Below are 25,198 nucleotides of genomic sequence, written 5' to 3'. Positions count from 1 at the left end.
GCGTGGTGGGCAGAATGGCCGGAATCCCCAGCGACGTAAGCGAGGAGCCGCCATGACCGTGGACATCGAGGCCGCCAACCGGGAACTGGCAGTGGCCCGGCAGGACGGGAAGCCCTGCCCGCCGCTGCGCGGCCGGCTGCTGCCCGAGGGCGACATCGAGGCCGCGTACCAGGTGCAGCAGGTCTACACCCGGCAGCGGCTGGGCAAGGGACACCGCCGCGTCGGCGCGAAGATCGGCCTGACGTCGCGGACCGTCCAGGAGAGCTTCGGCGTCTTCCAGCCCGACTTCGGGGTGCTCTTCGACGACATGGCCGTCGGCGACGGCGTCGAGGTGCCGATCGACCGGCTGCTCCAGCCGCGGGTGGAGGCGGAGATCGCCTTCGTGCTCGGCGCGGACCTGCCGGACGAGCGGGTCACCACAGTCGACCTGATCCGGGCGGTGGACCACGTGCTGCCGGCCATCGAGATCGTCGACTCGCGGATCGCCGACTGGGACATCTCCATCGTGGATACGGTGGCGGACAACGCCTCCAGCGGGCTGTTCGTGCTCGGCACCGCACCCCGGCGGCTCGCCGACGTCGACCTGCGGCTGTGCGGCATGGTGCTGGAGCACGCCGGTGAGCCCGTCTCGGTCGGCGCGGGCGCGGCCTGCCTCGGCAATCCGCTGCACGCGCTGCAGTGGCTGGCCGCGACCATGGCCCGGGCGGGCGACCCGCTCAAGGCCGGCGACGTGGTGCTCTCCGGCGCGCTCGGCCCGATGGTGCCGGTCACGCCCGGCGCCGCGTACGAGGCGCGCATCTCCGGGCTCGGCTCGGTGCGTACCTGTTTCTCGAAGGAGGCCACCTCATGACTGTCGGAGTGGCGGTGCTCGGGTCGGGCAACATCGGCACCGACCTGATGATCAAGGTGCTGCGGCTCAGTGAGAGCCTGCGCATGGTGGCGATGGCCGGCATCGACCCGGCCTCGGACGGTCTGGCCCGGGCCCGCCGGCTCGGCGTGACCACCACCGCCGAGGGCGTCGACGGCCTCGTCGCGCTGCCCGAGTTCGCCGACGTCCAGCTCGTCTTCGACGCCACCTCGGCCGGCGCGCACAAGCGGCACGACGAGGTGCTGCGGGCGCACGGCCGCACCGTCGTCGACCTGACGCCCGCCGCGATCGGCCCGTACGTGGTGCCGCCGGTGAACCTCGACGAGCACCTGGGCGAGCCGAACGTCAACATGGTGACCTGCGGCGGGCAGGCGACGGTGCCGATCGTGCACGCGGTCGGCCGGGTCACCCCCGTGGCGTACGGCGAGATCGTCGCCTCGATCGCCTCGAAGTCGGCCGGCCCGGGCACCCGGGCCAACATCGACGAGTTCACCGAGACCACCGCCCGCGCCATCGAGGTGGTCGGCGGCGCCGAGCGCGGCAAGGCCATCATCGTGCTGAACCCGGCCGACCCGCCGCTGCTGATGCGGGACACGGTCTACTGTCTGTGCCCGGACGCCGACGCCGACCGGGTGAAGATCGCCGCCTCGGTGGCCGACATGGTGGCCGCCGTGCAGGAGTACGTGCCCGGCTACCGGCTCAAGCAGGACGTGCAGTTCGACGCCGTGGACACGTACGCGCCGGTGCTGGGCCGGCACTTCACCGGCCTGCAGGTGTCGGTGTTCCTGGAGGTCTCCGGCGCCGGGCACTACCTGCCCGCGTACGCCGGGAACCTGGACATCATGACGTCGGCCGCGCTGCGTACCGCCGAGCGGCTGGTGGCGCTGCGTTCCCCGGAGGGGGCACCCCGATGACCGATCTCTACATCCAGGACGTGACGCTGCGCGACGGCATGCACGCCATCGCCCACCGCTACACGGTCGACCAGGTGCGTACCATCGCCGCCGCGCTCGACGCCGCAGGTGTGGCGGCGGTCGAGGTGGCGCACGGCGACGGCCTGGCCGGTTCCAGCGTCAACTACGGGCACGGCGCCGCCGCCGACGCGGACTGGATCGCCGCCGCCGCCGAGGTGCTGACCACCGCGCGGCTCACCACGCTGCTGCTGCCGGGCATCGGCACCATCGCCGACCTGAAGGCGGCCAAGGCGCTCGGCGTGACGAGCGTCCGGATCGCCACGCACTGCACCGAGGCGGACATCTCCGCCCAGCACATCGCGTGGGCCCGGGAGAACGACATGGACGTCTCCGGGTTCCTGATGATGTCGCACCTCAACGACCCGGCCGGGCTGGCCGCGCAGGCCAAGCTCATGGAGTCGTACGGCGCGCACTGCGTCTACGTCACCGACTCGGGCGGGCGGCTGCTGATGTCGGACGTGGCGCAGCGCGTCGACGCGTACCGGCAGGTGCTGGAACCCGAGACGCAGATCGGCATCCACGCCCACCACAACCTGTCCCTGGGTGTGGCGAACAGCGTGCTGGCGGTCGAGCACGGCCGGATCCTCGGCGACGGCCCGCTCGGTTCGCCGTCCGGGCGGACCGTCCGGGTGGACGCGTCGCTCGCCGGCATGGGCGCGGGCGCGGGCAACGCGCCGCTGGAGGTCTTCGTCGCGGTCGCCGAGCTGCACGGCTGGAAGCACGGCTGCGACGTGTTCGCGCTGATGGACGCCGCCGACGACCTGGTCCGCCCGTTGCAGGACCGGCCGGTCCAGGTCGACCGGGAGACGCTCTCCCTGGGGTACGCGGGCGTCTACTCCAGCTTCCTGCGGCACGCCGAGCGGGCCTCGGCCAAGTACGGCGTGGACGTCCGCTCGATCCTGGTCGAGCTGGGCCGTCGCCGGATGGTCGGCGGCCAGGAGGACATGATCGTGGACGTGGCTTTGGACCTGGCGGCTAAGGAGAACTCATGATCGGGCCGGACATCGCCGGCATCGCGGAGAAGCTGGGCGCGGCGGCCGACGACGCCACCGCGATCCCGCAGCTGGCCGCCGAGACCGGCCTCGACGTCGACGCCGCGTACGCGGTGCAGACCGCGCTGGTGCAGCGCCGCCTCGACCGGGGTGAGCGGCTGGTCGGCCTCAAGATGGGGCTGACCAGCAAGGCCAAGATGGCGCAGGTCGGCGTGGACGAGGTCATCTGGGGCCGGCTGACCGACGTGATGCGGGTACCGGACGGCGGCGGCGTCGACGTGGGCGACTTCATCCACCCGCGCGTCGAGCCGGAGGTGGCGTTCCTGCTGGACCGGCTGCCCGACCCGGGCGAACCGGTCGGCTCGTTCACCCGTGCGGTACGGGCGGTCGCCCCGGCGATCGAGCTGATCGACTCCCGGTATGCGAACTTCACCTTCTCGCTGCCGGACGTGATCGCCGACAACACCTCGGCCGCCGCGTTCGTGGTCGGGCCGTGGTCGCCGGTCCCGGACGGACTGGACAACCTCGGCGTGGTCCTGGAGATCGACGGGCGGGTGGCACAGGTCGGCTCGACCGCAGCCATCCTCGGCGACCCGCGCCGCGCGCTGGACGAGGGCCTGCGGCTGGCCGGCCGGCACGGCGTCCGGCTGCGCAAGGGCTGGGTGTTCCTGGCCGGCGCGGCCACCGCCGCGGTGCCGCTGCGCCCCGGGGCGCACGTCCGCGCCACAGTGGAGAAGCTGGGTTCCGCCTCCCTGAAGGCCATCCCATGACCGCCCGCGTGGTGGCCGGGAAGGCCGTGCCGCGCGGCGCGTTTCCGCACGTCAAGGTGGCCGGCGGGTTCGTCTACGTCTCCGGTACGTCGTCGCGCCGGCCGGACAACACGTTCGCCGGGGTGTCGGTGGACGAGTTCGGCACCACCGACCTGGACATCCGCGAGCAGACCCGGGCCGTGGTGGAGAACATCCGCGACCTGCTCCGCTCGGTCGGCGCCGACCTGAGCGATCTGGTGCAGGTCACCAGCTACCTGGTCAACATGAACGACTTCGGCGGCTACAACGAGGTGTGGGCGGAGTTCTTCGACGCCACCGGGCCGACCCGGACCACAGTCGCCGTGCACCAGCTTCCGCACCCGCACCTGCTGATCGAGATGCAGGCCGTCGCCCTACTTCCGTCGGGAGGTTCCCATGAGTGAGATCGCCGAGCCGTTCAGCTTCTCCGGCTGGATCGGCGAGAACCAGCACCTGCTCCAGCCCCCGGTGGGCAACAAGGAGATGCTGCCCGGCAGCGACGACTTCATCGTCATGGTGGTGGGCGGCCCGAACCAGCGCACGGACTTCCACGTCGACCCGTACGAGGAGTTCTTCTACCAGGTCAAGGGCAACATGCACATCAACCTGATGTTGCCCGAGGGGCCGCGTACGGTGCACGTGCGCGAGGGTCAGATGTGGATGCTGCCGCGCAACACCCCGCACTCGCCGCAGCGTCCCGAGGCCGGCTCGATCGGCATGGTGATCGAGCGGGTCCGCGAGGAGGGCACGCTGGAGAAGTTCCAGTGGTACTGCGCCGAGTGCGACCACAAGGTGCACGAGGTGGAGTTGCAGGTCCGCGACATCGCCGCCGACCTGCCCCCGGTCTTCGCCGCGTTCTACGCCGACGAGAAGGCCCGCACCTGCGACAACTGCGGCGCGCTGCACCCGGGCAAGGGCTGACGCGTGCCGGTCGTGGACGTGCACACGCACGTCGTACCGAAGGGGTGGCCGGACCTCGCCGCGGCGTGCGGCGGGTCCGGCTGGCCCTGGCTGCGGGTGGACTCCGAGCGCGCCGCCATGATCATGGTGGGGGAGACGGAGTTCCGCCCGATCGGCGCGCAGTGCTGGGACGCGCCGACCCGGCTCGCCGACATGGACGCCGACGGCGTGGACGTGCAGGTCGTCTCGCCGACTCCGGTGTTCTTCAGCTACGACCGCCCGGCCGACCAGGCGGTCAAGGTGGCCCGGATCTTCAACGACCTCACGCTCGAGGTCACCGCGGCCGGCAACGGGCGGCTGGTGCCGTTCTGCCAGGTGCCGTTGCAGGACCCGGACGCGGCCTGCGCCGAGCTGGACCGCTGCCTGTCGGCCGGGCACGCCGGGGTGGAGATCGGCAACCACGTCGGCGACCGGGATCTGGACGACGAGGGCATCGTGCAGTTCCTGACCCACTGCGCCGAGGTCGGCGCGCCGGTGTTCGTGCACCCGTGGGACATGCCCGGTGGCCCTCGGCTGGACCGGTGGATGGCCCGCTGGCTGACCGGGATGCCGGCCGAGACGCACCTGTCGGTGCTGGCGCTGATCCTCGGCGGCGTGTTCGACCGGGTGCCGGAGTCGCTGCGGATCTGCTTCGCCCACGGCGGCGGCAGCTTCCCGTTCTGGCTGGGCCGCGCCGACAACGCCTGGCACCGCCGCGGCGACCTGGTACGCGGCGCGTCCAGCGCGCCGCCCAGCTCCTACGTCGACCGGTTCCACGTCGACTCGGTGGTCTTCGAACCGGCCGCGCTGCGGCTGCTGGTGGACACCATGGGCGCCGAGCGGGTGCTGCTCGGCAGCGACTACCCGTACCCGCTGGGGGAGCGGCCGGTCGGTGACGTGGTGCACCGGGCGGACTTCCTCACCGACGCGCAGCGGGACGCGCTGCTCGGGGGCAACGCGCTGCGGTTCCTCGGCCGCTGAAGCCGGCGCGGGTGCGTCCGTCGTCTCCCTAGTGCCGACGGACGCACCCGGCGCTGTTCCCGGGTACGGACCCGTTCGGCCGGACGTGTCGCCCGGCCTCCCGGCCGCCGGACCGGCAGGATGGACGGCATGGCCGAGCCGCACGACCTGACCGCGCTGGAACAGGCCGCCGCGATCCGCCGCGGCGAGCTGTCCAGCCTGGAACTGGTCGAGCACCACCTGCGCCGGGTCGAGGCGCTCGGCGACACCGTCGGCGCGTTCGTCACCGTCACCGCCGAGCGGGCCCGGACCGCCGCCCGCGCCGCCGACGCGGTCGCGGCGGACGAACGCGGCCCGCTGCACGGGGTGCCGACCGCGGTCAAGGACCTCACGCTCACCGCCGGTGTGCGCACCACCTTCGGCTCGGCCGCCTTCGCCGACTTCGTCCCGCCCGTCGACGCCGACGTGGTCCGCCTCATGTCCGACGCCGGCCTGGTCAGCCTCGGCAAGACCACCACCTCCGAACTCGGCTGCTCGCTCTACTCCGAAGGACTGGTCGCCCCGCCGGCCCGCAACCCGTGGGACCTCGCGTACACCGCGGGCGGATCCAGCGGCGGAGCGGCCGCTGCCGTCGCGGCCGGGCTGGTCCCGGTCGCGCAGGGCTCCGACGGCGGCGGCTCGCTGCGTATCCCGGCCGCGCTGTGCGGCCTGGTCGGCTACAAGCCGAGCCGGGGCATGGTCTCCGGCGGGCCGCTCGGCTTCGGCGGCTTCGGGCTGCCGGTGAACGGGCCGATCGGCCGTACCGTCGCCGACGTGGCCGCGCTGCTCGACGTGCTGGCGCGGCCGGTGCCCGGCGAGCCGTACCTGCCGCCGGCCGGGCCAGCCGGCGGCTACCTCGGCGTCACCCGCGCCGCCCGCTTCGCCGGCCCCGGCCGGCTGCGCGTCGGCCGGTTCACCACGCCGATGCTCGCCGACGAACCGGTCCACCCCGACTGCGTGGCCGCCGTCGACCGGGCCGCCGCGCTGCTCACCGACGCCGGCCACGAGGTGGTCGACGTCCCCGCGCCGCTCGGCCCCGAGGCGTGGCCGCTGTTCGAGACCGTCTGGTACGCCCTGGCGGTCACCCCCGTACCGGCCGGGCGGGAGAGCGACCTGCTGCCGCTGACCCGGTACCTGCGCGAGCGCGGAGAGGCGCTCGGCGCGGCCCGGCTGATCGCCGCGCTCGGCGAACTCCAGGCGCAGGTACGCCGTGGGATACGCCGTACCGCCGGGTGTGACCTGCTGCTCTGCCCGACGCTCGCGAGCCCGCAGGCGCCGGTCGGCGCGTTCGCCGCCCTCGAACCGGCGGAGGACTTCGACGGGCAGCGGCGCTTCTCGCCGTACTGTGCGGTCTTCAACGTCACGGGCGATCCGTCCGTTTCGCTGCCGGTCGGACGGACCGCCGGCGGGCTTCCGGTGGGGGTGCTCCTCACCGGCCGGTACGGCGACGACGCGACACTGCTCGCCACTGCCGCGCAACTGGAGCACCGGAGTGACGGATGGGATCAGCACCCCGCAATCTGGCGGGCCGCCGACTCCGCTAACGTGAACATCACAAGTGACGTGGGGCGCGACCGGTCCTGACCGGCCGTTCCGCACCATTCCTGGTCTCTCTTTCCGCCTGGGGGCGTTGGGATTGTCTGTTACCGAGACGTTGGTGGTCTTCGTCGGCATCCCGGTCGCCGCGGTGCTGCTGATCGCCGCCCTGGCGGCAGCCGGCAGCCGCGGCAGCGGTGGCGGTGCCAAGCGCTACCGGCCGGGTCGGCCCTTCGACTTCACTCCGGTCTGGTTCCTGGGCCGTCCGGAGCAGCTGGCCGACTCGGCCGGCACGGCGCTGGCCGCCGGGGCGCAGGCGCCGGCGTTGACCAGCCGCAAGCAGGAGCAGGCCGGCCGGGAGGCACCGGCCGGTGGAACCGGAGGCGCAAGTGACCGTTGGTGAAGCGCGGCCCACGACAGGGACGGGCACCCCGCCCGAGGTGCTGGACGGACCGTTCTCGACCCGTCAGCTGCTCCGCATCGACGAGGCGCTGCGCCTCGCCGACCAGGGCACCGGCCTGGTCTTCTCGGTCTACGTCGGCGGCCTCGACGAGCCGATCCGGGAACACGCCGAGCGGCTGCACCGGCAGCTCGCCGAGCCGGACCGCTCGGTGCTGATCGCGGTGTCGCCCAACCAGCGGCAGCTCGAGATCGTCACCGGCAAGTACGCGCGCAAGCGCATCCCGGACACGTACGCCAAGCTGGCCGCGCTCTCCATGGTGGCCGCCTTCGGTGGCGGCGACCTGGCCGGCGGCATCATCCAGGGCCTCGACCAGCTCGCCAGCCACGCCGGCAAGGGCTGACCCGCCCGCACGCACGACGAAGCCCGGCCCGCGCACACGCGGGCCGGGCTTTCTCGTGCGCCGGCGGTGCGGGCCTCACGACAGCGGCCGGGGCCGGCGCGGGCTGCCACCCGCGCCGGCCCCGGCCGACGTGCCTCACTCAGGCGCTGCGCGCGTCCCGCTCCCGGGCCTTCAACGCGCGGACCACGCCGTCACGGCCCTCGGCCACCAGCCGCCGCAGCGACGCCGGCCGGCCGTCCTGGGCCAGCCACGCGTCGGTGGCCGCGACGGTGTCCTCCTCGACCAGGTACGCCGGGTAGGCGAGCTGGACGAACTCCTGCGCCGGCTCGCTGTCGCGCTGCGCCCACACCTGGTCCACCGTGGCGAAGTAGCGCTCCCGGTAGGGCGCGGTCAGCTCGACCTGCGCCGGGTGGGTGAAGCCCTGCAGCAGCGCCCGGTTACGCCAGTTCGGCAGCGCGTCCGGGCCGGTGAGCAGCGCCCACACCGCGGCCTTGTTCTCGGCGGTCGGCACCAGCGCGTGCGCGTACGCGGCCTCCCGCTCGCCGCTCGCGGTACGGTCGGCGGCCAGCTCGGCGTCCACGTCGGCCGCGCCCGCGGCGCCGTTGGCGACGAGCGACTGGAGCACCGTCCACCGCAGCTCGGTGTCGACGGTCAGACCCTCCGGCACCCCGTTGCCGTCGAGCCAGCCGCGCAGCGTGGCCAGATCCTCGCCGGAGCGGGCCGACGAGGCGTACGCCCGGGCCCAGGCGAGCTGGAAGCCGCTGCCCGGCTCGGCCGCCGCGAGCGCGGTCCGCGCGGTACGCGCCAGGTCGGCCCAGCCCGTCGGCGCCCACTCCGGGTCGGCGTAGAAGGTGAGCGCGGTGGTCGCCTGCCGCAGTGTGGCGGTGATCAGGTTGATGTCGGTCTCGGCGGTCAGCCCGGCCAGCACCAGCGCCACGTAGTCGCGTGCCGACAGCTCCGCGTCGCGGGTCATGTCCCAGGCGGCCGTCCAGCACAGTGCCCGGGCCAGCGACGAGTCGAAACCGGCGATGTGCTGCACCACTGTCGCCATCGACCGCTCGTCCAGCCGCAGCTTGGCGTACGTGAGGTCCTCGTCGTTGAGCAGCAGCACGTCGGCGGCCGGCTTGCCGTACAGCTCGGACAGCTCGGTCAGCTCGCCGGTCACGTCCGTCTCGACCAGCTCGCGGCGCACCAACCGGCCGTCGGTCAGGTCGTACAGGCCGACGCCGATGCGGTGGGTACGCAGCGTCGGGTAGCCGGACGGCGCCTCCTGCCGGACCACCACCCGCTCGTACGTGCCGTCGGCGCCGATCGTCACCTCCGGGCGCAGCGTGTTGACCTGCGCGGTCTCCAGCCACTGGGCGGCGAACTTGCGCAACTCCCGGCCCGAGGCCGCCTCCAGCTCGGAGAGCAGGTCGTCGAAGGTGGCGTTGCCCCAGGCGTACTTGCCGAAGTAGGCGCGCAGGCCGGCCAGGAACGGCTCCTCACCCACGTACGCGACGAGCTGCTTGAGCACGCTCGCGCCCTTGGCGTACGTGATGCCGTCGAAGTTGACCTCGACGGCCTCCAGGTCCGGCATCTCGCAGTAGACCGGGTGGGTGGAGGAGAGCTGGTCCTGCCGGTAACCCCAGTTCTTGCGGATCGACAGGAACGTTGTCCAGGCGTCGGTGAAGCGGGTGGCGTGCGTGTTGCACCAGTGGCTGGCCCACTCGGCGAACGACTCGTTCAGCCACAGGTCGTTCCACCAGCGCATGGTGACCAGGTCACCGAACCACATGTGCGCCAGCTCGTGCAGGATCGTGTTGGCGCGCTGCTCGTACTCGAAGTCGGTGACCTGCGAGCGGAAGATGTAGTGCGACTCGGCGTGGGTGACGCAGCCGAAGTTCTCCATCGCGCCGGCGTTGAAGTCCGGCACCCACAGCTGGTCGTACTTGGGCAGCGGGTAACGCACGCCGAACTTCTCGTGGAAGAAGTCGAAGCCCTGCGTGGTGATCAGGTGCAGGTCGTCGGCGTCCATGTGCGGCGCCATGCTGGCCCGGCAGAAGTAGCCCATGTCGATGCCGTCGTGGCTGCGGCGCACCTCGTGGTACGGCCCGGCGCAGAGCGCGGTGATGTAGGTGCTCATCCGCTCCGAGACGGTGAAGTGCACGGTCTTCAGGCCCTCACCGGCGGCCTCCTCGCGGGCCACCGGCATGTTCGACACGACGCGCCAGTGGTCCGGGACCGTGGCGTGCCAGGTGTAGACGCTCTTCAGATCGGGCTGGTCGAAGCAGGCGTAGACCTTCTGCGCGTCAGCGGTCTCGAACTGGCTGTAGAGGTAGGTCTCGCCGTCCACCGGGTCGACGGTGCGGTGCAGGCCCTGCCCGCTGTTGGAGTAGCCGAAGTCGGCGTCGACCACCAGCACGTTCTCGGCGGCCAGGCCGCTGAGCGTGAGGCCCTTCTCCGCCGACCAGCCGGACAGGTCCACCGGCTCCCCGTTGAGCGTGGCCGACCGCACCGATTCGGCGGCTGTCTCGATGAATGTGGTCGCCCCCGGCTCGGTACAGCGGAACCGGACCTCGGTCACCGAGCGGAACGTACGACCGGTGGGCTGCACCGCGGTCGACAGGTCAAGGCTGATGTCGTACCCGGTCACCTCGAGCAGGCGGGCCCGCTCGGTCGCCTCGACCTGGGTCAGGTTGCGCACTCCCGGCACTGTTCGTCTCCATCCCACTCGTCTCGCCGCGCCCCGCGGCGCCGGTTCTGCCCGGCCGCTCGTGACGGCCCGTCGAGAACCGAGTCTTCCATGCACGGACCCCTCTCGGTGGTCGAGGTCACGCTCTCATTCCGGTACCGGTCGATGCGGTACGGGGTGAGGATCGGAGGTGACCGCGCCGGGTCCCCGGCGCGACGATGTCGTGAAGGGAAGACACAGTGACCGAACGTGTCACCGCGGACATGTGGTTCGACCCGCTGTGCCCGTGGGCGTGGATCACCTCCCGTTGGCTGCTGGAGGTCGAGCAGGTCCGGGACGTGGACATCCGGTTCCACGTGATGAGCCTGTCCGTGCTCAACGACGGCCGTGAACTGCCGGAGGAGTACCAGGACCTGATGCGCAAGGGCTGGGGCCCGGTGCGGGTGTGCATCGCCGTCGAGCAGGCGCACGGCGCCGAGACGCTGGCGAAGCTCTACACCGCCATGGGCACCCGGATCCACCTCCGCAAGGAGGAGCTGGGCCGGGACATGCTCGCCGGCGCGCTCACCGACGTCGGCCTGGACCCGGCGCTCGCCGACGCGGCCGAGTCTACCCAGTACGACGACGCGCTGCGGGCCAGCCACGAAGCCGGTATGCGACCGGTCGGCACCGACGTGGGCACCCCGGTGATCCACGCGCCCGGCCCGGACGGCAAGCAGGTCGCGTTCTTCGGCCCGGTGATCACGCCGGCGCCGAAGGGCGAGGCGGCCGGCCGGCTCTGGGACGGCGTCCTGCTGGTCGCCGCCACCCCCGGCTTCTACGAGCTGAAGCGCACCCGGGAGCAGGGCCCCATCTTCGACTGAGGGGTAAGGAAGGGCCCCTTCTTAACGCCTCCGGTAGAGGAAGGGCCCCTTCTTAACGCCTCCGGTAGAGGAAGGGCCCCTTCTTGACACCGGCACCGCACCCCGAGCCCCGCACCGCCCGTCACCGGGCCGGTGCGGGGCTCGTTTCACCGGGTGTCCCAGCAGACGGCCCGCGGGGCCGCAGCACGGCAGCTCCTGGAGGCGTTCCCATGGCCAAGCACCGCCGCATGTCCGACGACGCGCCGCAGCAGGCGACCGAGGACTCCGGCGCGACGTACTGGTCGGTGACCGAGAGCGACTGGCCGGCCGGCCCGGCCGAGGTGGCCGACCTGCTGGCCCCGCCGATCGTGGTCGGCGTGGCCCGGGTGGTGGCCACGTCGCGGATGACACCGCCGGGCGAGACCGTCCGGCCCGGCCGCGCGCCGTCGCGGCCCGGCGCCGCCGCCCACCCGGCCGCCGCCGGTGCGACGACGGTACGCCTCAACGCCGGCTCCCGCCCCGGCCCGCCGGTGCGCCGCCCGGCCCCGGGCCGGCACCGCAACCCCACCGCCTGAGCTGCCCTCCCCGGCGTTAAGAAGGGGCCCTTCCTCTACCGGAGGCGTTAACAAGGGGCCCTTCCTTTCACCTGGTGGTAAGCGGGTGAGTCCGGCGGCGGCGGCGATCGGGGCCCGGGTAGCGTCAGCGGACATGACGGTCGTGCATCCGATCGCCCGGGCCTGGATCACCACTGGCGGCACCGGCGCGCAGAACTACGACGAGTTCGCCGACGACGCGGAGATCACCGCCATCGTCGAGGCGAATCCGCACAGCGCCCTGGGCATCGAGATGCCCCACCGGGCGCCCGGCAGCCTCGGGAAGTCCTTCCTCGACGCGCTGCCGGACGCGGTGGCGCGCCTGGGCGAGGCGAAGGCGGACGGCAGCTACACGCCGGCCGAGCAGGTGGTGGTGCTCTACCGGATCAGCGCGCCGGGTGAGGAGAGCGCGTACGGGCTGTGGGCGATGGTCGACACCGACCAGATCTCCACCCGCGCCGACGAGCCGGGTCTGGTGATCCGCAACGAGGACGTGTTCATCGCCAAGGTGCGTGAGCGCGTCGCGCTGGCGGAGGCGCTCGGTCACCTGCTCTCGCCCGTACTCCTGCTCCAGACCGGCAAGGGCGACGAGCTGCACGCCGCGCTCGCGGCGGCGACCGACGCGGCCGGCGCGCCCGCCGCGACCGACGTCGACCAGTCCGGTCGCACGCACGCGATCTGGCTGCTCGGCCCGGGTCCGGCGCAGGACGAGCTGACCGCGCTCGCCGGCGGCGGGGATCTGGTGGTCGCGGACGGCAACCACCGCAGCCTGGCCGCGCAGACCGGCGGGTTCCCGCGCTTCCTGGCGGTGGTCACCACGCCCGCGTCGGTCGCCATCCAGCCCTACAACCGGCTGGTCAGCGAGCTGACCACCACGCCGGACGAGCTGCTCGACCGGCTGCGCGCCGCGGGCGCGGAGGTCACCCCGGTGGACGGCCCGGTTGACGTGCCGGCGACCGGCGGCGTGGTGCACCTCCACCTCGGCGGCCGGGGGTACGCGGTGACGCTGCCGCACGTCGGCGCCGGCCGGCTGGAGAACCTCGACCACGCGCTCGTCGAGCGTCTGCTGCTGCGCGACGCGCTGGGCCTCGACCCGGGCGACAAGCGGATCACGTACGTGGGTGGCGACTACCCGGCGAGCTGGCTCGTCGGTGAGGTCGACGCAGGCCGGGCCGAGCTGGCGGTGCTCGTCGCGCCGGTGACCGTGGACGACTTCGTCGCGGTGAACCTGGCCCGGGAGAAGATGCCGCGCAAGAGCACCTGGTTCACCCCGAAGGCGCGGGCCGGCCTGGTGGTGGCCGAGCTGCCGCACTGACTGTGTGACGAATCCGCCTCCGGGTCGCCGCCCGCGCGCCGGTCCGGAGGCGGGCCTGTCAGACTGCGCGGTATGCGCGTCTACCTGGGATCCGACCACGCCGGTTTCGAGTTGAAGGTGCACCTCGCCAACCACCTGGCCAAGCAGGGCTACGAGGTGGTGGACGTGGGACCGCACGTCTTCGACCCGGACGACGACTACCCGGCGTTCTGCCTGCACACCGGCGACCGGGTGGTCGGTGACCCGGGCAGTCTCGGCGTGGTGATCGGCGGCTCCGGCAACGGCGAGCAGATCGCCTCGAACAAGGTCGCGGGCGTCCGGGCGGCGCTCGCCTGGAACGTCGACACCGCGCAGCTCGCCCGCGAGCACAACGACGCCAACATCGTCGCGATCGGTGCCCGGCAGCACACGCTGGACGAGGCGACTGCGCTCGTCGAGGCGTTCCTCACCACGCCGTTCTCCGGCAACCCCCGGCACAGCCGGCGCATCGATCAGGTGGCCGCCTACGAGCAGAGCCGCCGCCTGCCCGAGCTGCCCGCCTGAGCGGACCCGCGCGGGCTCACCGCCCGTTGCGGGGCAGTTCCTCGCGCGGCACCCAGTTGCGGCGGATGAGCACCACCCGCTGTTCGGCCTCGGCGAGGTCGTCCTCGGTGGGACGGGCCGCGTCCCGTGCCCGCAGCGCGGCCGTCACGCTCACCTGCGACGAGCCGGAGCCGACGAGCCCGCGCAGCCCGCGCTCGCCCTCCTCGGCGGGCGCGGAGCCGCGCCGCCCACGGGGCTCCGGCTCGCCCGGCCGGCCGCCGCGCGCGGGTCGGGGCGCCACGTCGTCGTGTACGGGCGTGGTGCTCGCGGTGCTCCCGTCGGCGCCGGCACTCTCGGCGTCGGCCGGGGTGCCGGTGTCGCCGTGATGCCGCAGCCGCCGTCGCCGTCGCTCCGCCTCACCCATCCCCCGACCGTACCGTCCCGCACCCACCCGCGCGCCGAGCAGCGGACGGTCAGAAGACCTCCATGGGGGAGGGGGCGCGGTGCCAGGTGAAGGCCGGGGTGACGGTGGCCAGGGTGTGCGGGATCAGCTCCCGGACGCGGCCGGCGGCGGCCAGCGCCGACAGGTTCACGCCGCCGAGGTACAGCTCACCGAGGGCGCGTACGTCACACGCCAGCCCGGCCGGGGCCGTGGTGGGCGTGCACTGGGCGCCGTCGAGTCCGCCGACCAGCCGCCAGCGGCCGGTGTTCTCCTTCAGCAGCTCGTCGGTGACCTCGATCACCACGTCGACGTCGGTGGCGTAGCGGCGGGCGGCGAGCGCGGCCGGCACGTCCACCACCCGTACCCAGAGCGCGTCGGAGAGCTGCGGGGAGAGCTGGCGGGGCTCGTCCACCAGCCGCAGCAGCGGCTCGTCCAGGGCCGCGATCGGGAACGACAGCCGCCGGGTCAGGTCGACCGAGAGCAGCAACCGCCACAGCGCCGTGTACGCCTCCGGCGTCGCCGCCACCACCTCGCCGACGTGCACCTCGGCCTGCGGCCCGACGGCCGTCGAGCCGTCCTTGGTCCGGTAGAGGGCGTACCCGTCGAGGCCGTCAGCGCCCTCGTGCAGCAGCACCCGGCGTTCGGTGGCCCCGCCCCGGTGCGCCTTGAGGTCCGCCAGCACGTACGACCACCAGCGCTCGTCGCGCCGGGACCAGCCGGGACGCCCGGCGCGGACCCGCTCGTACAACCGGGCCAGCTCGTCCCGGTGCGCGTCCGGACGGTCCAGGCGCAGCCTGCCCTCGGTGGGTGCCGGGTCGGGCAGGCGCAGCCCGGTGGTGTCCACGGACAGCACGTAGCGCGGGGCCGCCGACCCGTACCCGAACCGGGGGTAGATGCGCCCCTCGCTGGCCCAGAGCACCGCGATCGGTTCCCGGCCGGCGTCGCGGACGTCGCGCAGCTGGCGGTGCATCAGCGTGGTGAGCAGGCCGCGCCGCCGGTGCGTCGGCGCGACAGCGACCATCGTCACGTGCGCGGCCGGCACGTTCGCGCCGGGTACGGCGAGCTCGCGGCTGAACGCGGCGGCGTTCGCCACGATCGTGCCGCCGTCGCGGACGAGCAACGACCGGTCCGGCTCGAAGATCGGGCGTTCGAGCGCCTGCACGTCGGGGTCGAGATCGCCGTGGAAGGCCAGCGCCAGCAGCGCCGCGATGTCGTCGAAGTCCTCAGCTCGGGATACCAGCACGTCAGTCACGGCACGTGTGTATCGCACCGCGATGGGGGTCGGCACCCTATTTGCGGGCTGGCTACCCTCGGAAGCGAGGCCGGGATCGGCCGAGGGGGAGGACGAGGATGGCGGACCAGACACAGCCGTGGGCCGAGCGCACCGTGGAGGTGCCCCCGCAGCCGGGGGTGGTGCCCCCGCAGCGGGACGCGTTCCAGCGCGGGGTGGCGGCGGTCGGTCAGCCGCGCGCGTCGCGTACGCCCCGCACCGAGCAGTTCCCGACCGTCGAGCAGCACGGCGAGTGGGCCGCCGAGCCGGCGCCGCGCCGGCCGATGAGCTGGCACCTGGCCCAGGCGCGCAAGGGCGGGGAGTTGAGCGCGGCCGGCGCCCTGTTCGCGTTCGTGTGCTGGGGCATCTGGGCGATCTCCGGCCGGGGCAACCTGGTCGCCCCGCTGCTCACGTTCGTGCTCAGCCTGCTCACCGCAGTCGGCCTGTTCGCGCTGGCCCGGCTGCTCGGCCGGTTGATCCTGGAGCGGCAGCTCGGCCGGGTGCGCCGCAGCGCCAAGGGCGCCCACCTGGTGACCGCGTTGTTCCTGGTCGGCGTGGGTGTGGCATACCTCCAGCAGACCGAGTGGGTGGTCTCCGCCTGGAACTGGGTGACCGGCAACTGAGCCGACCGGTCGTCCGTCCGGTAGGCGCCGGACGGACGACCCGGGGCGTCGGCGTCAGAAGGTGGTCGGCGCGCCGGCCGCCTTGCAGGCGGCGTTGATGTCCTTGCTGGCCTTCTCCATGGCGGGGTTGTCGGCGGCGGTGCCCGGGTCGGCGGCCGAGCCGGCCTTGGCGGCCTCCGTGCCGAACTCCTTCAGGGCGGTGGCCGCCTTGCCGTCACCGGCGGTCCCGGCCAGCGTGGTCACCCGGTCGCCGAGTTCGGTCAGGATCGCGCCGGTCTGCTTCGTCAGGTCGCCGCCCCCCTGCACGACGGCCATGAGCTTCGTCCGCATGTCCTTGTTGATCTTTTCTGCGGCGGTGCAGAGGTCCTTGTCGCTCATGGCGGCCGCCGACGGCGAGGGCGCCGCCGTGGAGGGGGCCGCGGAGGCCGACGTGGTCGCCGGCCCGGCCGTGGTCGAGGGCTTCTCGTCGGCGCACGCGGCGAGGCCCAGCACGGCGCAGGTCAGAAGGATCGGGATGATCCGGTTGGTTTTCACGTCTGGGCACGCTAGTCGATGCCCGTCATTGATCAAACTCGGTTTGCCGGGGTGGTTCGCGGGACGCGCGGGCGGGCGGCATCCGTGCCGCCCGCCCGCGCCCGGCCGCGGTACGCCGCGACGCCGGTCGTCGCTCCACCAGGACCGTGCTGCCTTACCCCGCCCGGCGGGCTTCATCCGTCGCCCGTTGGGCTGAGCGGTCACCGTTGCTCGTCGGCCTTCGGCGACGCGACCCGGGCCGCCGGGTCCTCGACGCCGGGCTCACCGCCGCCCGGGGCCACCATGCCGTCGTAGTTGTAGACCACGCCGTCGTCGCCGTGCTGCTTCGTGGTCCGGATGTAGCGGTGGATCATGCCGTCGATCTCGATCTCCACCAGGGCCTTGCCGTCCGCGTCCTGGCTGCTGCCGTCGCGGGGACCGCCCACCAGGTACGCCTTCGTGTTCGTCTCCATGTGCCCGCCCTACCCCGGCCGGGGCCGACAAAAACAGCCGAGGGCGGTACCGCCCACCGCCGTGAGCGGCCGTTCAGCGAGCCGGGGCGTGCTTCCGGCGCACCGACCCCGCCCGGCCGTCGTGCCGGTCCGGCGCCGCGGAGCAGCATGGCGGCATGGGCGCGTATCGATCAGCGTACGAGCGGAGCATCGCCGACCCGGCCGGCTTCTGGCGGGACGCGGCGGCCGACATCGACTGGGTCATCCCGCCGGAGCGCATCCTCGACGAGACGGCGGCGCCGCTGTACCGCTGGTTCCCCGACGGGGTGCTGAACACCTGCCACAACGCGCTCGACCGGCACGTCGCCGCAGGCCGTGGTGACCAGCCCGCGCTGATCCACGACAGCCCGGTCACCGGCACGGTCCGGACGCTCACCTACGCCGAGCTGCTCGACGAGACCGCCCGGTTCGCCGGTGCGCTGCGCCGGCTCGGCGTCGGCCGGGGCGACCGGGTGCTGCTCTACCTGGCGATGGTCCCGGAGGCGGTGGTCGCCATGCTGGCCTGCGCCCGGATCGGCGCGGTGCACTCGGTGGTCTTCGGCGGGTTCGCCGCGCACGAGCTGGCCGTCCGGATCGACGACGCGCGGCCGAAGGTGGTGGTGGCGACCTCCTGCGGCATCGAGGCCGACCGGGTGGTGCCGTACCACCCGATCCTGGCCGCCGCGCTGGACGAGGCCGCGCACGCGCCGGAGCGCTGCGTCGTGGTGCAGCGTCCGCAGGAACCGGCCCCGCTGGTGCCCGGCCGCGACCTGACCTGGGCCGAGGTGATGGCGGACGCGGAACCGGCGCCGTGCGAGCCGGTGGCCGCCACCGACCCGCTCTACGTCCTCTACACCTCCGGCACCACCGGCCGGCCCAAGGGCGTGGTGCGGGACAACGGCGGGCACGCGGTGGCGTTGCGCTGGTCGATGCGCAACGTCTACGGCATCGAGCCGGGCGACGTCTTCTGGGCCGCGTCCGACGTGGGCTGGGTGGTCGGCCACTCCTACATCGTGTACGCGCCGCTGCTCACCGGCGCGACCACCGTGCTCTACGAGGGCAAGCCGGTCGGCACCCCCGACGCCGGGGCGTTCTGGCGGGTCGCCGCCGAGCACCGGGTGACCGCGTTGTTCACCGCGCCCACCGCGATCCGGGCGATCCGCCGCCAGGACCCGGACGGCGAGCACATCGGCCGGTACGACCTGAGCGCGCTGCGTACCCTCTTCCTCGCCGGTGAGCGGCTGGACCCGGACACCTGGGCCTGGGCGGGACAGCGGCTCGGCGTACCCGTGGTCGACAACTGGTGGCAGACGGAGACCGGCTGGCCGGTGGCGGCCAACCCGCGCGGCCTGGAGCCGCTGCCGATCAAGCCGGGCTCGCCGTCGGTGCCGGTGCCCGGCTACGACGTGCGCGTGGTCGACGGCGCGGGCCGGGACGTGCCGCCCGGCACGGACGGTTCGATCGTGATCCGGCTGCCGCTGCCGCCCGGTTGCCTGCCCACGCTCTGGGGCGACGACGAGCGGTTCGTCCGTTCCTACCTGTCCACGTTCCCCGGTCACTACCTGACCGGCGACGGCGGCCGGTTCGACGAGGACGGCTACCTCTACGTGATGGGCCGCACCGACGACGTCATCAACGTGGCCGGGCACCGCCTGTCCACCGGCGCGATGGAGGAGGTCCTGGCGACGCACCCGGCGGTGGCCGAGTGCGCGGTGATCGGCGTGGCGGACGCGCTCAAGGGGCAGGTGCCCAGCGGGTACGTGGTGCTCAAGGCCGGCGCCGAGGTGGACCCGGACGCGCTCGCCGCCGAGCTGGTCGCGCTGGTGCGGCAGCGGATCGGCCCGGTGGCGGCGTTCCGCCGGGTGACTGTGGTGCCGGCGCTGCCGAAGACCCGCTCCGGGAAGATCCTGCGGCGCACCATGCGGGGCCTGGTCGAGGGGCGCGACGAGCCGGTCCCGGCGACCATCGACGACCCGGGCGCGCTCACCGTCTTCCGCGATCTCGGCACCCCGAACTGACGCGGCCGGGCCGACACGACGCCGGACGGTCCCCGGCCGGACTCCACCGGCCGGGGACCGCTTGCGGTCAGCGCCGGTTGGCGGCGGCGTAGTCGCGGGCGACCCGGACCAGTTCCACCAGGCCGCCGGCGTACTCCTGCGCCTCGGAATGGGCCTCGTCGAACGGCGGCTGGAAACCGACGCCCTCCCACTGGCCGGTGGCCTCGTTCCACCTGTCGTTTCCGACCTCGAAGTCCCAGGCGAAGATGCCCAGCTCGTAGTAGAGCTGGTCGGCCGAGTTGCCGGCCGCCGAGTAGAGCACGTCGGCGACCGGACCGGTCTGCGACGGCCAGGTGACGGTGCCGCGCTCGGTCGCGATCGCGCCGACGATGCGCCGGGCGCTGGCCAGGAACAGTGTCGACTCGTCGATCGACGGGCGCGGCAGCGTCACCCGCCCGTCGGCCTTGTACGCCCCCGGCGGCCACATGAAGTAGCCGCCGTACGAGTGCACGTTCATCGCGAACCTGATGTTCGGGTGGGCCTTGGCCAGGTCGATCACGTTGCGGCTCTCCGGCTCGGACAGCTCGGCCGTGCCCGCGTAGTTGCCGGCCAGGCAGTTCGTGCTGGCGCCCACGTACCCGTCGAACAGGGATCCGACGGTGTAGTTGCGGTTGAGGTCGACGCCCCACATGGTCCGGTAGTTCGGGTCGCGGGAGGCGCCGGTGCAGTGGTTGACCAGGTTCTTGCGCTGGAAGTTGTAGTCGTGGAACGAGTAGTTCGCGCCGTCCGGGTTCACCGTCGGGATGACGAACACGTCCACCTGCTCCAGCAGCTTGCGCGTCGCCGCGTCGGTACGGGCGTTCGCCAGCAGCCGCTCGGCGAACTCCAGCGTGACGAGCGGGGTGGCCCACTCGCGGGCGTGCTCCTGCGAGTACGCCAGCACGCCGATTCGGGAGCCGTCGCGGTGCTTGCCGATGCGCAGCGCCTGCACCGTCCACGGCCCGGCCGGCACCTCGGTGCCCTGCAGCCCGTCGTCGAGGCGTACCGGCCCGGTGACCGGCATCGGCAGCCCGGCCGAGCCGTCCTCCACGGTGGCCCGGAAGCGGGCGCCGCGCGGCGCGTTGATCAGGGCGGCGACGTCGTCGGTGGTGCTGGTCACCTTGCCCGCGCGGTCGGTGGCCAGCGAGATGGTGAGCACCCGGTCCCGGTAGCGCATGCTCAGCGGCCGGTTCGGCCGGCCCGGGTCGACGGTGCGTACCTGCACGCCGTTGAAGCCCTGGTCGCCGAAGCGGACCGACTCCACCACGACGGCGGCGGCCGCCGGGTCGCCCAGGTAGGCGGCGGCGGTCCGGCGGTAGCCCTGGGTCTTGTTCGGCAGGTCGATGACGTCGACCAGGTCGCGGTACTGGCGGCCGAGCCGGGCAATGCGCGCCTTGATGTCGACCGGCGTCAGGTACGCGTCGATGAAGTCCTTCTGGTAGCCGGCGGGCTGCGGCGGCGGGGTCGCGTTCGGCCACAGCGACGGGGTAACCGGCCGGCTCGTGCCGCCCAGCGTGGAGGTGGCGGTGAGCTGCACCGGCCGGCTCGGCACCGGCTGCGGCAGCGCGTAGTGGTACTGGTACTCGCCCGAGTCCTCGAAGCGGTACAGCGGGAACGAGCCGCTGGCGCCGTCGGCGGCCCGCCAGTTCACCGTGATCTCCACGTCCGGGTCGTCGGTGGCGGTGGTGGCGACCTGGGCCTGGAGGAACGTCCGGCCGCCGGTGGTCCACCAGTACGCCTGGAGGAACTGGAGCGTGTCGACAGCGGTGGCACCGCTCGTCCGCAGCCCGGCCCGGGTGCGGTCCTGGGCGGCGCGGCGGCTCTCGGCCAGGTGCCGGGCCCCGTCGTCGGCGCGCTGCACCACCTGCACGGCGGTGGCCCCCTGCCGGGTGAGGTCGGCGAGCTGCCGGCCGGTGAGGACCAGGTCGGCGATCAACACGCCGTCGCGGGAGCGGGGGCGGTTGGCCAGGTCGGCGCCGCCGGCCACCAGGCGGTCGAGTTGGGCCCGGTCGGCGAGCTGCACGCGGACCAGCGCGGTCTCGGCGGGGGCGAGGGTGATCGCGGGGGAGGGCGGTGCGGCGGCGCCCGGCCCGGGATGGGCCAGTGCCGCGGCGATCAGGATGCTGGTGGTGGCGAGTGCGGTCCACCGTCGTCGGACGAACACGGGGCCTCCTGACGAACGTCGATCTCTCTGCCGTTCACACCAGCCGAGGCATCGATCGCTGTCAAGCTCACTTCCGGTCAGCCGGCGAACCGGTACAACCGGAACTCCTTGTCCGCGCCGCACACCAGCATCTCGGTGTTCCAGGAGCAGGACTCGCTGCGGATCTGCTTGAGCTGCCCCATCTCGACCGGCTTTCCGTCCACCGCCGTGCCGGCGAGGACCCGGTCGTCCTCGTACGCGCTGGGTGCCTCGGAGAAGATCAGCAGGTTGCCGGCGTCCAGCCGGACCGCGACGCCGTCCCGGTCGCGCAGCACCGCGGTGCCGTCCGGCGCGAACAGCGTCACCGCGTCCGCTGAGCCCTGCCCGGCCAGCACGTGCTCACCGACCGGCACCAGCGACTCGGCGCGCGGCGCCGGCCACTGCCGGGTGCCCTCGCCCTCGGTCGCCGCCACCACCCGGGTGCCGTCGGCGCCGCTGCTGGGCGTCTCCAGCAGGCACACGCGACGTTCCCCGCAGGTGACCAGGTCCTTCACCCGGCCGCCCTGTTCCGGCGCCTCGTACAGCACGCCGGGCGTGCCGAGGCTGCCCAGGTCGTAGGCGAGCAGCCGCAGGCCGCGCTCGTTCTCCGCCACGTACAGCCGGTCGTCGCGGGCGGCCATCGGATCGTCGAGAGCGGCCACGTTGCCCCGCTCCTTGAGGATCTTCCCGCTGCGCAGGTCCAGGATCCGGACCGAGCGGTCCGCGCCGACCTGCACCAGCCGGTCCGCCTTCCCCGCCCACGGGGCGAGCGGCGAGCCCTCGGCGTCCCCGGGCCCGTCCAGTGCCGCTCCGGTGCCGACCGGCAGCACCTTCGTGCGCGCGTCGCCGTACTCGGTGCGCGGGTTGCGCCGCTCCCACCGCTGCCTGCCGTCGTCCAGCCGCAGCCCGACGAGGCGCTCGCCGTCGCGGTCCACCCGGACCACCGTGTCGGGCCCGAAGAACAGCGCGTCGTCGCGGCCCACGTCGGTCCGCCAGCGCTGCTTGCCGGAATCGCCGTCGAGCACCGCGAGCACGCGCGGGGTGCCGCTGCCGGTGGCGTCGCCGAGGACGAGCAGCCCGTCGGGCAGCGCCCGGATCGCCGCCCACCGCTGCGTGGCCGCGTCGGTCCGCTTCTCCCAGACCGTCTTGCCGGTGCCCGCCTCGACGGCTGTCACCTGGAGGTGGCCGTCGGGCAGCGACCGGGCCAGGTAGGCGCGGTCACCGAGCGTCGCGGTGAACATCTGGTCCGGCCGGTTGTCACCGGCGGCCACCGTCTTCACCAGCTCCGCGGTGTGGAAGTCGAGCGCCGGGTGCCGGTCCCGGAACACCCAGAGCAGCACCGCCGCCGACACGGCGACGACCACGAGACCCGCGCCGAGCGCGATCCACCGGCCGCGCCGGGGCCGGCCGCCGCCGGTCCGGACGCCGTTCGGCGCGGGGGAGAAGGGCGTCCCGGGTACGCCGGGCTGCCATCCTCCGCCGGGCGGGGGCGGCGGCATCCCGGGTACGCCGGGTCCGGCGTGGTGTCCGGTGGGTGCCGCCCCCGGCGGCACGAAACCGGGGGCGCCCGGAGCGCCGTCGTACCTCGGATGCGGCACCGTGCCCCCGGCGTGCGGCGTGCCGTCGTACCTCGTGGGGGACGTCGGTGGGACGGGGCCGTCGGCGACCAGCGTGCCGTGCGGTCCGGCGGGCGCCGCGTCCGCACCGACGAACGGCGCGGTCGGGTTCGTCCTCGTCGCACCGGCCGGGACCGTGGCGGCGCTCGCCGTGCCGGCGTCGGTCTCGGCCGGCGCGGGCCCTGTCGGTTCGGGCTGCGTCGGCGCGGATGGTGCCGACGCGACCTGGACCGGCACGGCGGGACGGCCGGGCCGCCGGGGCAGCGGCAGGTCGGTGAGCGCGCCCTCCGCGACCGGCATCTCCGGCTGTTCCAGCACCGTCGGCGCGATGCCCAGCTCGGCGTGCAGCAGCCGGGCCACCAGCGGCACCCGGGTCGACCCGCCGACCAGGAACAGGCCGGAGAGCTGCTCCGGGCGCAGCCCGGCGGCGGCGGTCACCTCCCGGGTCTCCGTCACCGCCCGGGCCAGCAGCGGCGCGGCCAGGCGTTCGAAGTCCTCGCGGGTCAGCGGCACCGCCGCCTCCACCCCCGGTACGGCGACCGGCGCCACCATGGCCCGGGACAGCATCTCCTTCGCGCCGCGCACGTTGTCCCACAACTGCTGGCGGTCCCGCCGCTCGGCGGTGGTCGTCGGGTCGGTCAGCCGGGCCCACTCGCGCGGGTGGGCCGGGCCGACCAGCTCGCCGAGCCGTCCGAGCAGGGCCGCGTCCAGGTCGAGGCCGCCGAGGTCGGGGATCCCGCCGGTGGCGACCAGTTGGAAACCGGAGTCGCCCCACGGGTCGGCGCCCTCGTTGCGCAGCACCGCCACGTCGAGCGTCCCGCCGCCGAAGTCGAACACCGCCACCGCACCGCCCACCGGCACCGGCCGGCGCAGCACCTGCGTGAAGTAGCGCGCGGCTGCCACCGGCTCGCGCAGCAGGCGGGTGCCCGGCGCGATCGGCCCGGCGAGCGTGTGCTCGGCCGCGGCCGGCCAGCCTGCGAGTTCCAGCGCGTCGTGCAGCACCTGACGGCGGGCCGGCGTCCAGGCCGCCGGATGGGTGACCACCGCCGGGGGCAGCATCCCGACCGCCGCCACCGCCGCGTCCGCGACCGCGCGCAGCGTCGCGGCCAGCAGCTCCGCCGGCCGGTACGCCCGCCCGCCCAGCTCCACCGTCTCGTCGTCGACCCGGCGCTTCGGGTTCGGCTCGTAGGCGGCCGGGTCGGCCTGGGCCAGGCGCTGCGCGTCCCGCCCGACGTGCAGATGACCGTCCGCGTCGGCGTACACGCCGGACGGCAGGATCGGGTGGCCGTCGACGAGCACCGGCCGGGTCCGCCCGTCCGGCCAGCGCAGCACCGCCACCGTGTTCGAGGTGCCGAGGTCCACGCCGAGGGCGAAACCGTCCTGCTGGCCTGCCATCCGCGGCTACCTCCACCACCCGACGAGGATGTCCGGCCCGCATCGTACGCAGCCCACGCTGCCCCGCTTCCCACCCGGCCCGGCGGAATGGGGTGGCCGGTGGGACCGTGGCCGAATACCGTCGCGGTCATGAAGGTGATCTCCGTCAACGTGGGCCGACCGCAACCGAACCCGTGGAAGGGCATCGGGGCCACCGGCATCGACAAGCGGCCCGTGGACGGCCGGGTCGCCGTCACCGCGCCCGGCCCCAGGGGCACCGGCGCGGTCGGGCTCGCCGGCGACCGGGTCTACGACGTGGCCCACCACGGCGGCACCGACCAGGCGGTCTACGCGTACGCGCGGGAGGACCTCGACCACTGGGAGGCCGAGCTGGGCCGCCCGCTCGCCGACGGCTGCTTCGGCGAGAACCTGACCACCAGCGGGCTGGACGTCAACGGCGCGCTGATCGGCGAGCGGTGGCGGATCGGCCCGGACCTGGTGCTGGAGGTCTCCTGCCCGCGCATCCCCTGCGGCACGTTCCAGGGGTGGCTGGGCGAACGCGGCTGGATCAAGCGGTTCACCGAGGAGGTACGGCCCGGTGCGTACCTGCGGGTGGTCACGCCGGGCAGCGTCGGGGCCGGAGACCCGGTCGAGGTGGTGCACCGGCCCGGCCACGACGTGACGGTGGCGCTGGTGTTCCGGGCCACGACGCTGGAGACGGAACTGCTGCCCCGGCTGCTGGTCGCCGACGCGCTGCCCGAGGAGGACATGGCGCGGATCCGCCGTCGCTTGACCTGAACCGCACT

The 25,198-nt window shown here is 73.7% G+C and carries 24 protein-coding genes; 17 read left to right on the top strand and 7 right to left on the bottom strand.

The genetic code is table 11. The features are described from left to right. Window positions 1-52: 52 nt before the first annotated feature. From ACQP26_RS24090 to ACQP26_RS24045, 10 genes are all read left to right on the top strand, one after another. Window positions 53-850 (top strand): 2-keto-4-pentenoate hydratase, encoded by a 798-nt coding sequence (locus ACQP26_RS24090; protein ID WP_128138063.1) that lies wholly within the window; start codon window positions 53-55, stop codon window positions 848-850. Beyond that, window positions 847-1,782: an acetaldehyde dehydrogenase (acetylating) gene (locus ACQP26_RS24085; RefSeq protein ID WP_269704513.1), complete on the top strand. Its 936-nt coding sequence runs from the start codon at window positions 847-849 to the stop codon at window positions 1,780-1,782. The genes ACQP26_RS24090 and ACQP26_RS24085 overlap by 4 nt, the downstream gene beginning before the upstream one ends. Further along, window positions 1,779-2,834: a 4-hydroxy-2-oxovalerate aldolase gene (gene dmpG / locus ACQP26_RS24080; RefSeq protein WP_121683146.1), complete on the top strand. Its 1,056-nt coding sequence runs from the start codon at window positions 1,779-1,781 to the stop codon at window positions 2,832-2,834. The genes ACQP26_RS24085 and dmpG overlap by 4 nt, the downstream gene beginning before the upstream one ends. Beyond that, window positions 2,831-3,604 (top strand): 2-keto-4-pentenoate hydratase, encoded by a 774-nt coding sequence (locus ACQP26_RS24075; protein WP_281576968.1) that lies wholly within the window; start codon window positions 2,831-2,833, stop codon window positions 3,602-3,604. The genes dmpG and ACQP26_RS24075 overlap by 4 nt, the downstream gene beginning before the upstream one ends. Next, window positions 3,601-4,026, top strand: a complete 426-nt coding sequence (locus ACQP26_RS24070; RefSeq protein WP_396881352.1) for a RidA family protein — start codon at window positions 3,601-3,603, stop codon at window positions 4,024-4,026. The genes ACQP26_RS24075 and ACQP26_RS24070 overlap by 4 nt, the downstream gene beginning before the upstream one ends. Further along, complete coding sequence (locus ACQP26_RS24065; RefSeq protein WP_433494069.1) at window positions 4,019-4,543, top strand: 3-hydroxyanthranilate 3,4-dioxygenase; 525 nt, start codon at window positions 4,019-4,021, stop codon at window positions 4,541-4,543. The genes ACQP26_RS24070 and ACQP26_RS24065 overlap by 8 nt, the downstream gene beginning before the upstream one ends. A 3-nt stretch (window positions 4,544-4,546) precedes the next feature. Then, window positions 4,547-5,542, top strand: a complete 996-nt coding sequence (locus ACQP26_RS24060; protein ID WP_269704517.1) for an amidohydrolase family protein — start codon at window positions 4,547-4,549, stop codon at window positions 5,540-5,542. 129 nt (window positions 5,543-5,671) lie between these two features. After that, window positions 5,672-7,144 carry an amidase gene (locus ACQP26_RS24055; RefSeq protein ID WP_269704518.1) on the top strand — a complete coding sequence of 491 codons (1,473 nt, stop codon included), beginning with the start codon at window positions 5,672-5,674 and terminating at the stop codon, window positions 7,142-7,144. Window positions 7,145-7,196: 52 nt separating this feature from the next. Next, the gene (ctaJ, locus tag ACQP26_RS24050; protein ID WP_433494068.1) at window positions 7,197-7,499 is read left to right on the top strand and encodes an aa3-type cytochrome oxidase subunit CtaJ; all 303 of its coding nucleotides are present in this window, start codon (window positions 7,197-7,199) and stop codon (window positions 7,497-7,499) included. Further along, complete coding sequence (locus tag ACQP26_RS24045) at window positions 7,486-7,899, top strand: DUF5130 family protein (protein ID WP_269704519.1); 414 nt, start codon at window positions 7,486-7,488, stop codon at window positions 7,897-7,899. The genes ctaJ and ACQP26_RS24045 overlap by 14 nt, the downstream gene beginning before the upstream one ends. 139 nt (window positions 7,900-8,038) lie before the next feature. Here ACQP26_RS24045 and pepN read toward each other — a convergent pair whose 3' ends face one another. Then, on the bottom strand, window positions 8,039-10,585 hold the full coding sequence (pepN, locus tag ACQP26_RS24040; protein WP_281576970.1) for an aminopeptidase N: 2,547 nt from the start codon (window positions 10,583-10,585) through the stop codon (window positions 8,039-8,041). Between the two features lie 227 nt (window positions 10,586-10,812). Between pepN and ACQP26_RS24035 the strand changes: the two genes are divergently transcribed. From ACQP26_RS24035 to ACQP26_RS24020, 4 genes are all read left to right on the top strand, one after another. Next, on the top strand, window positions 10,813-11,436 hold the full coding sequence (locus ACQP26_RS24035; RefSeq protein WP_433494067.1) for a mycothiol-dependent nitroreductase Rv2466c family protein: 624 nt from the start codon (window positions 10,813-10,815) through the stop codon (window positions 11,434-11,436). Between the two features lie 209 nt (window positions 11,437-11,645). After that, a complete protein-coding gene (locus ACQP26_RS24030; protein ID WP_433494066.1) occupies window positions 11,646-11,990 on the top strand; it encodes a hypothetical protein in 345 nt (114 codons plus the stop codon). Window positions 11,991-12,123: 133 nt separating this feature from the next. Beyond that, on the top strand, window positions 12,124-13,323 hold the full coding sequence (locus tag ACQP26_RS24025; protein WP_433494065.1) for a DUF1015 family protein: 1,200 nt from the start codon (window positions 12,124-12,126) through the stop codon (window positions 13,321-13,323). A gap of 72 nt (window positions 13,324-13,395) precedes the next feature. Continuing rightward, entirely contained in the window at window positions 13,396-13,866 is a 471-nt protein-coding gene (locus ACQP26_RS24020) for a ribose-5-phosphate isomerase (RefSeq protein ID WP_269704523.1), read from the top strand. A 16-nt stretch (window positions 13,867-13,882) separates the two neighbouring features. Here the strand turns inward: ACQP26_RS24020 and ACQP26_RS24015 are convergent, their stop codons facing one another. Together ACQP26_RS24015 and ACQP26_RS24010 are read right to left on the bottom strand one after the other, a co-directional pair. After that, entirely contained in the window at window positions 13,883-14,269 is a 387-nt protein-coding gene (locus tag ACQP26_RS24015) for a hypothetical protein (protein ID WP_433494064.1), read from the bottom strand. A gap of 49 nt (window positions 14,270-14,318) precedes the next feature. Next, window positions 14,319-15,539 (bottom strand): GNAT family N-acetyltransferase, encoded by a 1,221-nt coding sequence (locus tag ACQP26_RS24010; protein WP_433494063.1) that lies wholly within the window; start codon window positions 15,537-15,539, stop codon window positions 14,319-14,321. A gap of 98 nt (window positions 15,540-15,637) precedes the next feature. Here ACQP26_RS24010 and ACQP26_RS24005 point away from each other — a divergent pair, with 98 nt between their 5' ends. Next, the gene (locus tag ACQP26_RS24005) at window positions 15,638-16,180 is read left to right on the top strand and encodes a hypothetical protein (RefSeq protein WP_269704526.1); all 543 of its coding nucleotides are present in this window, start codon (window positions 15,638-15,640) and stop codon (window positions 16,178-16,180) included. Window positions 16,181-16,234: 54 nt separating this feature from the next. Here ACQP26_RS24005 and ACQP26_RS24000 read toward each other — a convergent pair whose 3' ends face one another. Both ACQP26_RS24000 and ACQP26_RS23995 read right to left on the bottom strand, forming a co-directional pair. Further along, complete coding sequence (locus ACQP26_RS24000) at window positions 16,235-16,714, bottom strand: hypothetical protein (RefSeq protein WP_433494062.1); 480 nt, start codon at window positions 16,712-16,714, stop codon at window positions 16,235-16,237. 200 nt (window positions 16,715-16,914) lie between these two features. Continuing rightward, the gene (locus ACQP26_RS23995; RefSeq protein ID WP_269704528.1) at window positions 16,915-17,166 is read right to left on the bottom strand and encodes a hypothetical protein; all 252 of its coding nucleotides are present in this window, start codon (window positions 17,164-17,166) and stop codon (window positions 16,915-16,917) included. A gap of 155 nt (window positions 17,167-17,321) precedes the next feature. Between ACQP26_RS23995 and ACQP26_RS23990 the strand changes: the two genes are divergently transcribed. Then, window positions 17,322-19,202 carry a propionyl-CoA synthetase gene (locus tag ACQP26_RS23990; protein WP_433494061.1) on the top strand — a complete coding sequence of 627 codons (1,881 nt, stop codon included), beginning with the start codon at window positions 17,322-17,324 and terminating at the stop codon, window positions 19,200-19,202. 67 nt (window positions 19,203-19,269) lie between these two features. Here ACQP26_RS23990 and ACQP26_RS23985 read toward each other — a convergent pair whose 3' ends face one another. Both ACQP26_RS23985 and ACQP26_RS23980 read right to left on the bottom strand, forming a co-directional pair. Continuing rightward, window positions 19,270-21,384, bottom strand: coding sequence for a M14 family zinc carboxypeptidase (locus tag ACQP26_RS23985; protein WP_433494060.1), 2,115 nt, complete (start codon window positions 21,382-21,384; stop codon window positions 19,270-19,272). 77 nt (window positions 21,385-21,461) lie between these two features. Further along, on the bottom strand, window positions 21,462-24,413 hold the full coding sequence (locus tag ACQP26_RS23980; RefSeq protein WP_433494059.1) for an Hsp70 family protein: 2,952 nt from the start codon (window positions 24,411-24,413) through the stop codon (window positions 21,462-21,464). Window positions 24,414-24,542: 129 nt separating this feature from the next. On the opposite strand from ACQP26_RS23980, the gene ACQP26_RS23975 reads away from it, so the two are divergent. Beyond that, entirely contained in the window at window positions 24,543-25,190 is a 648-nt protein-coding gene (locus ACQP26_RS23975) for an MOSC domain-containing protein (RefSeq protein ID WP_433494058.1), read from the top strand. Window positions 25,191-25,198 lie beyond the last annotated feature (8 nt).

The sequence above is a fragment of the Micromonospora sp. CA-248089 genome, assembly GCF_050948515.1.
Taxonomy (GTDB): domain Bacteria; phylum Actinomycetota; class Actinomycetes; order Mycobacteriales; family Micromonosporaceae; genus Micromonospora.
Note: the sequence above shows the minus strand (reverse complement) of the source record. Positions and strands in the feature narration are given on the sequence as shown.

Bases quoted from the DNA above. Each gene is read 5' to 3' on its own strand.
- ACQP26_RS24015 (WP_433494064.1), bottom strand. From the start codon at position 14,269: ATGGGTGAGGCGGAGCGACGGCGACGGCGGCTGCGGCATCACGGCGAC.
- ACQP26_RS24055 (WP_269704518.1), top strand. From the start codon at position 5,672: ATGGCCGAGCCGCACGACCTGACCGCGCTGGAACAGGCCGCCGCGATC.
- ACQP26_RS23980 (WP_433494059.1), bottom strand. From the start codon at position 24,413: ATGGCAGGCCAGCAGGACGGTTTCGCCCTCGGCGTGGACCTCGGCACC.
- ACQP26_RS23975 (WP_433494058.1), top strand. From the start codon at position 24,543: ATGAAGGTGATCTCCGTCAACGTGGGCCGACCGCAACCGAACCCGTGG.
- ACQP26_RS24025 (WP_433494065.1), top strand. From the start codon at position 12,124: ATGACGGTCGTGCATCCGATCGCCCGGGCCTGGATCACCACTGGCGGC.
- ACQP26_RS23995 (WP_269704528.1), bottom strand. From the start codon at position 17,166: ATGGAGACGAACACGAAGGCGTACCTGGTGGGCGGTCCCCGCGACGGC.
- ACQP26_RS24020 (WP_269704523.1), top strand. From the start codon at position 13,396: ATGCGCGTCTACCTGGGATCCGACCACGCCGGTTTCGAGTTGAAGGTG.
- ACQP26_RS24090 (WP_128138063.1), top strand. From the start codon at position 53: ATGACCGTGGACATCGAGGCCGCCAACCGGGAACTGGCAGTGGCCCGG.
- dmpG (WP_121683146.1), top strand. From the start codon at position 1,779: ATGACCGATCTCTACATCCAGGACGTGACGCTGCGCGACGGCATGCAC.
- ACQP26_RS24030 (WP_433494066.1), top strand. From the start codon at position 11,646: ATGGCCAAGCACCGCCGCATGTCCGACGACGCGCCGCAGCAGGCGACC.
- ACQP26_RS24005 (WP_269704526.1), top strand. From the start codon at position 15,638: ATGGCGGACCAGACACAGCCGTGGGCCGAGCGCACCGTGGAGGTGCCC.
- ACQP26_RS24070 (WP_396881352.1), top strand. From the start codon at position 3,601: ATGACCGCCCGCGTGGTGGCCGGGAAGGCCGTGCCGCGCGGCGCGTTT.
- ACQP26_RS23990 (WP_433494061.1), top strand. From the start codon at position 17,322: ATGGGCGCGTATCGATCAGCGTACGAGCGGAGCATCGCCGACCCGGCC.
- ACQP26_RS24085 (WP_269704513.1), top strand. From the start codon at position 847: ATGACTGTCGGAGTGGCGGTGCTCGGGTCGGGCAACATCGGCACCGAC.
- ACQP26_RS24075 (WP_281576968.1), top strand. From the start codon at position 2,831: ATGATCGGGCCGGACATCGCCGGCATCGCGGAGAAGCTGGGCGCGGCG.
- ACQP26_RS24065 (WP_433494069.1), top strand. From the start codon at position 4,019: ATGAGTGAGATCGCCGAGCCGTTCAGCTTCTCCGGCTGGATCGGCGAG.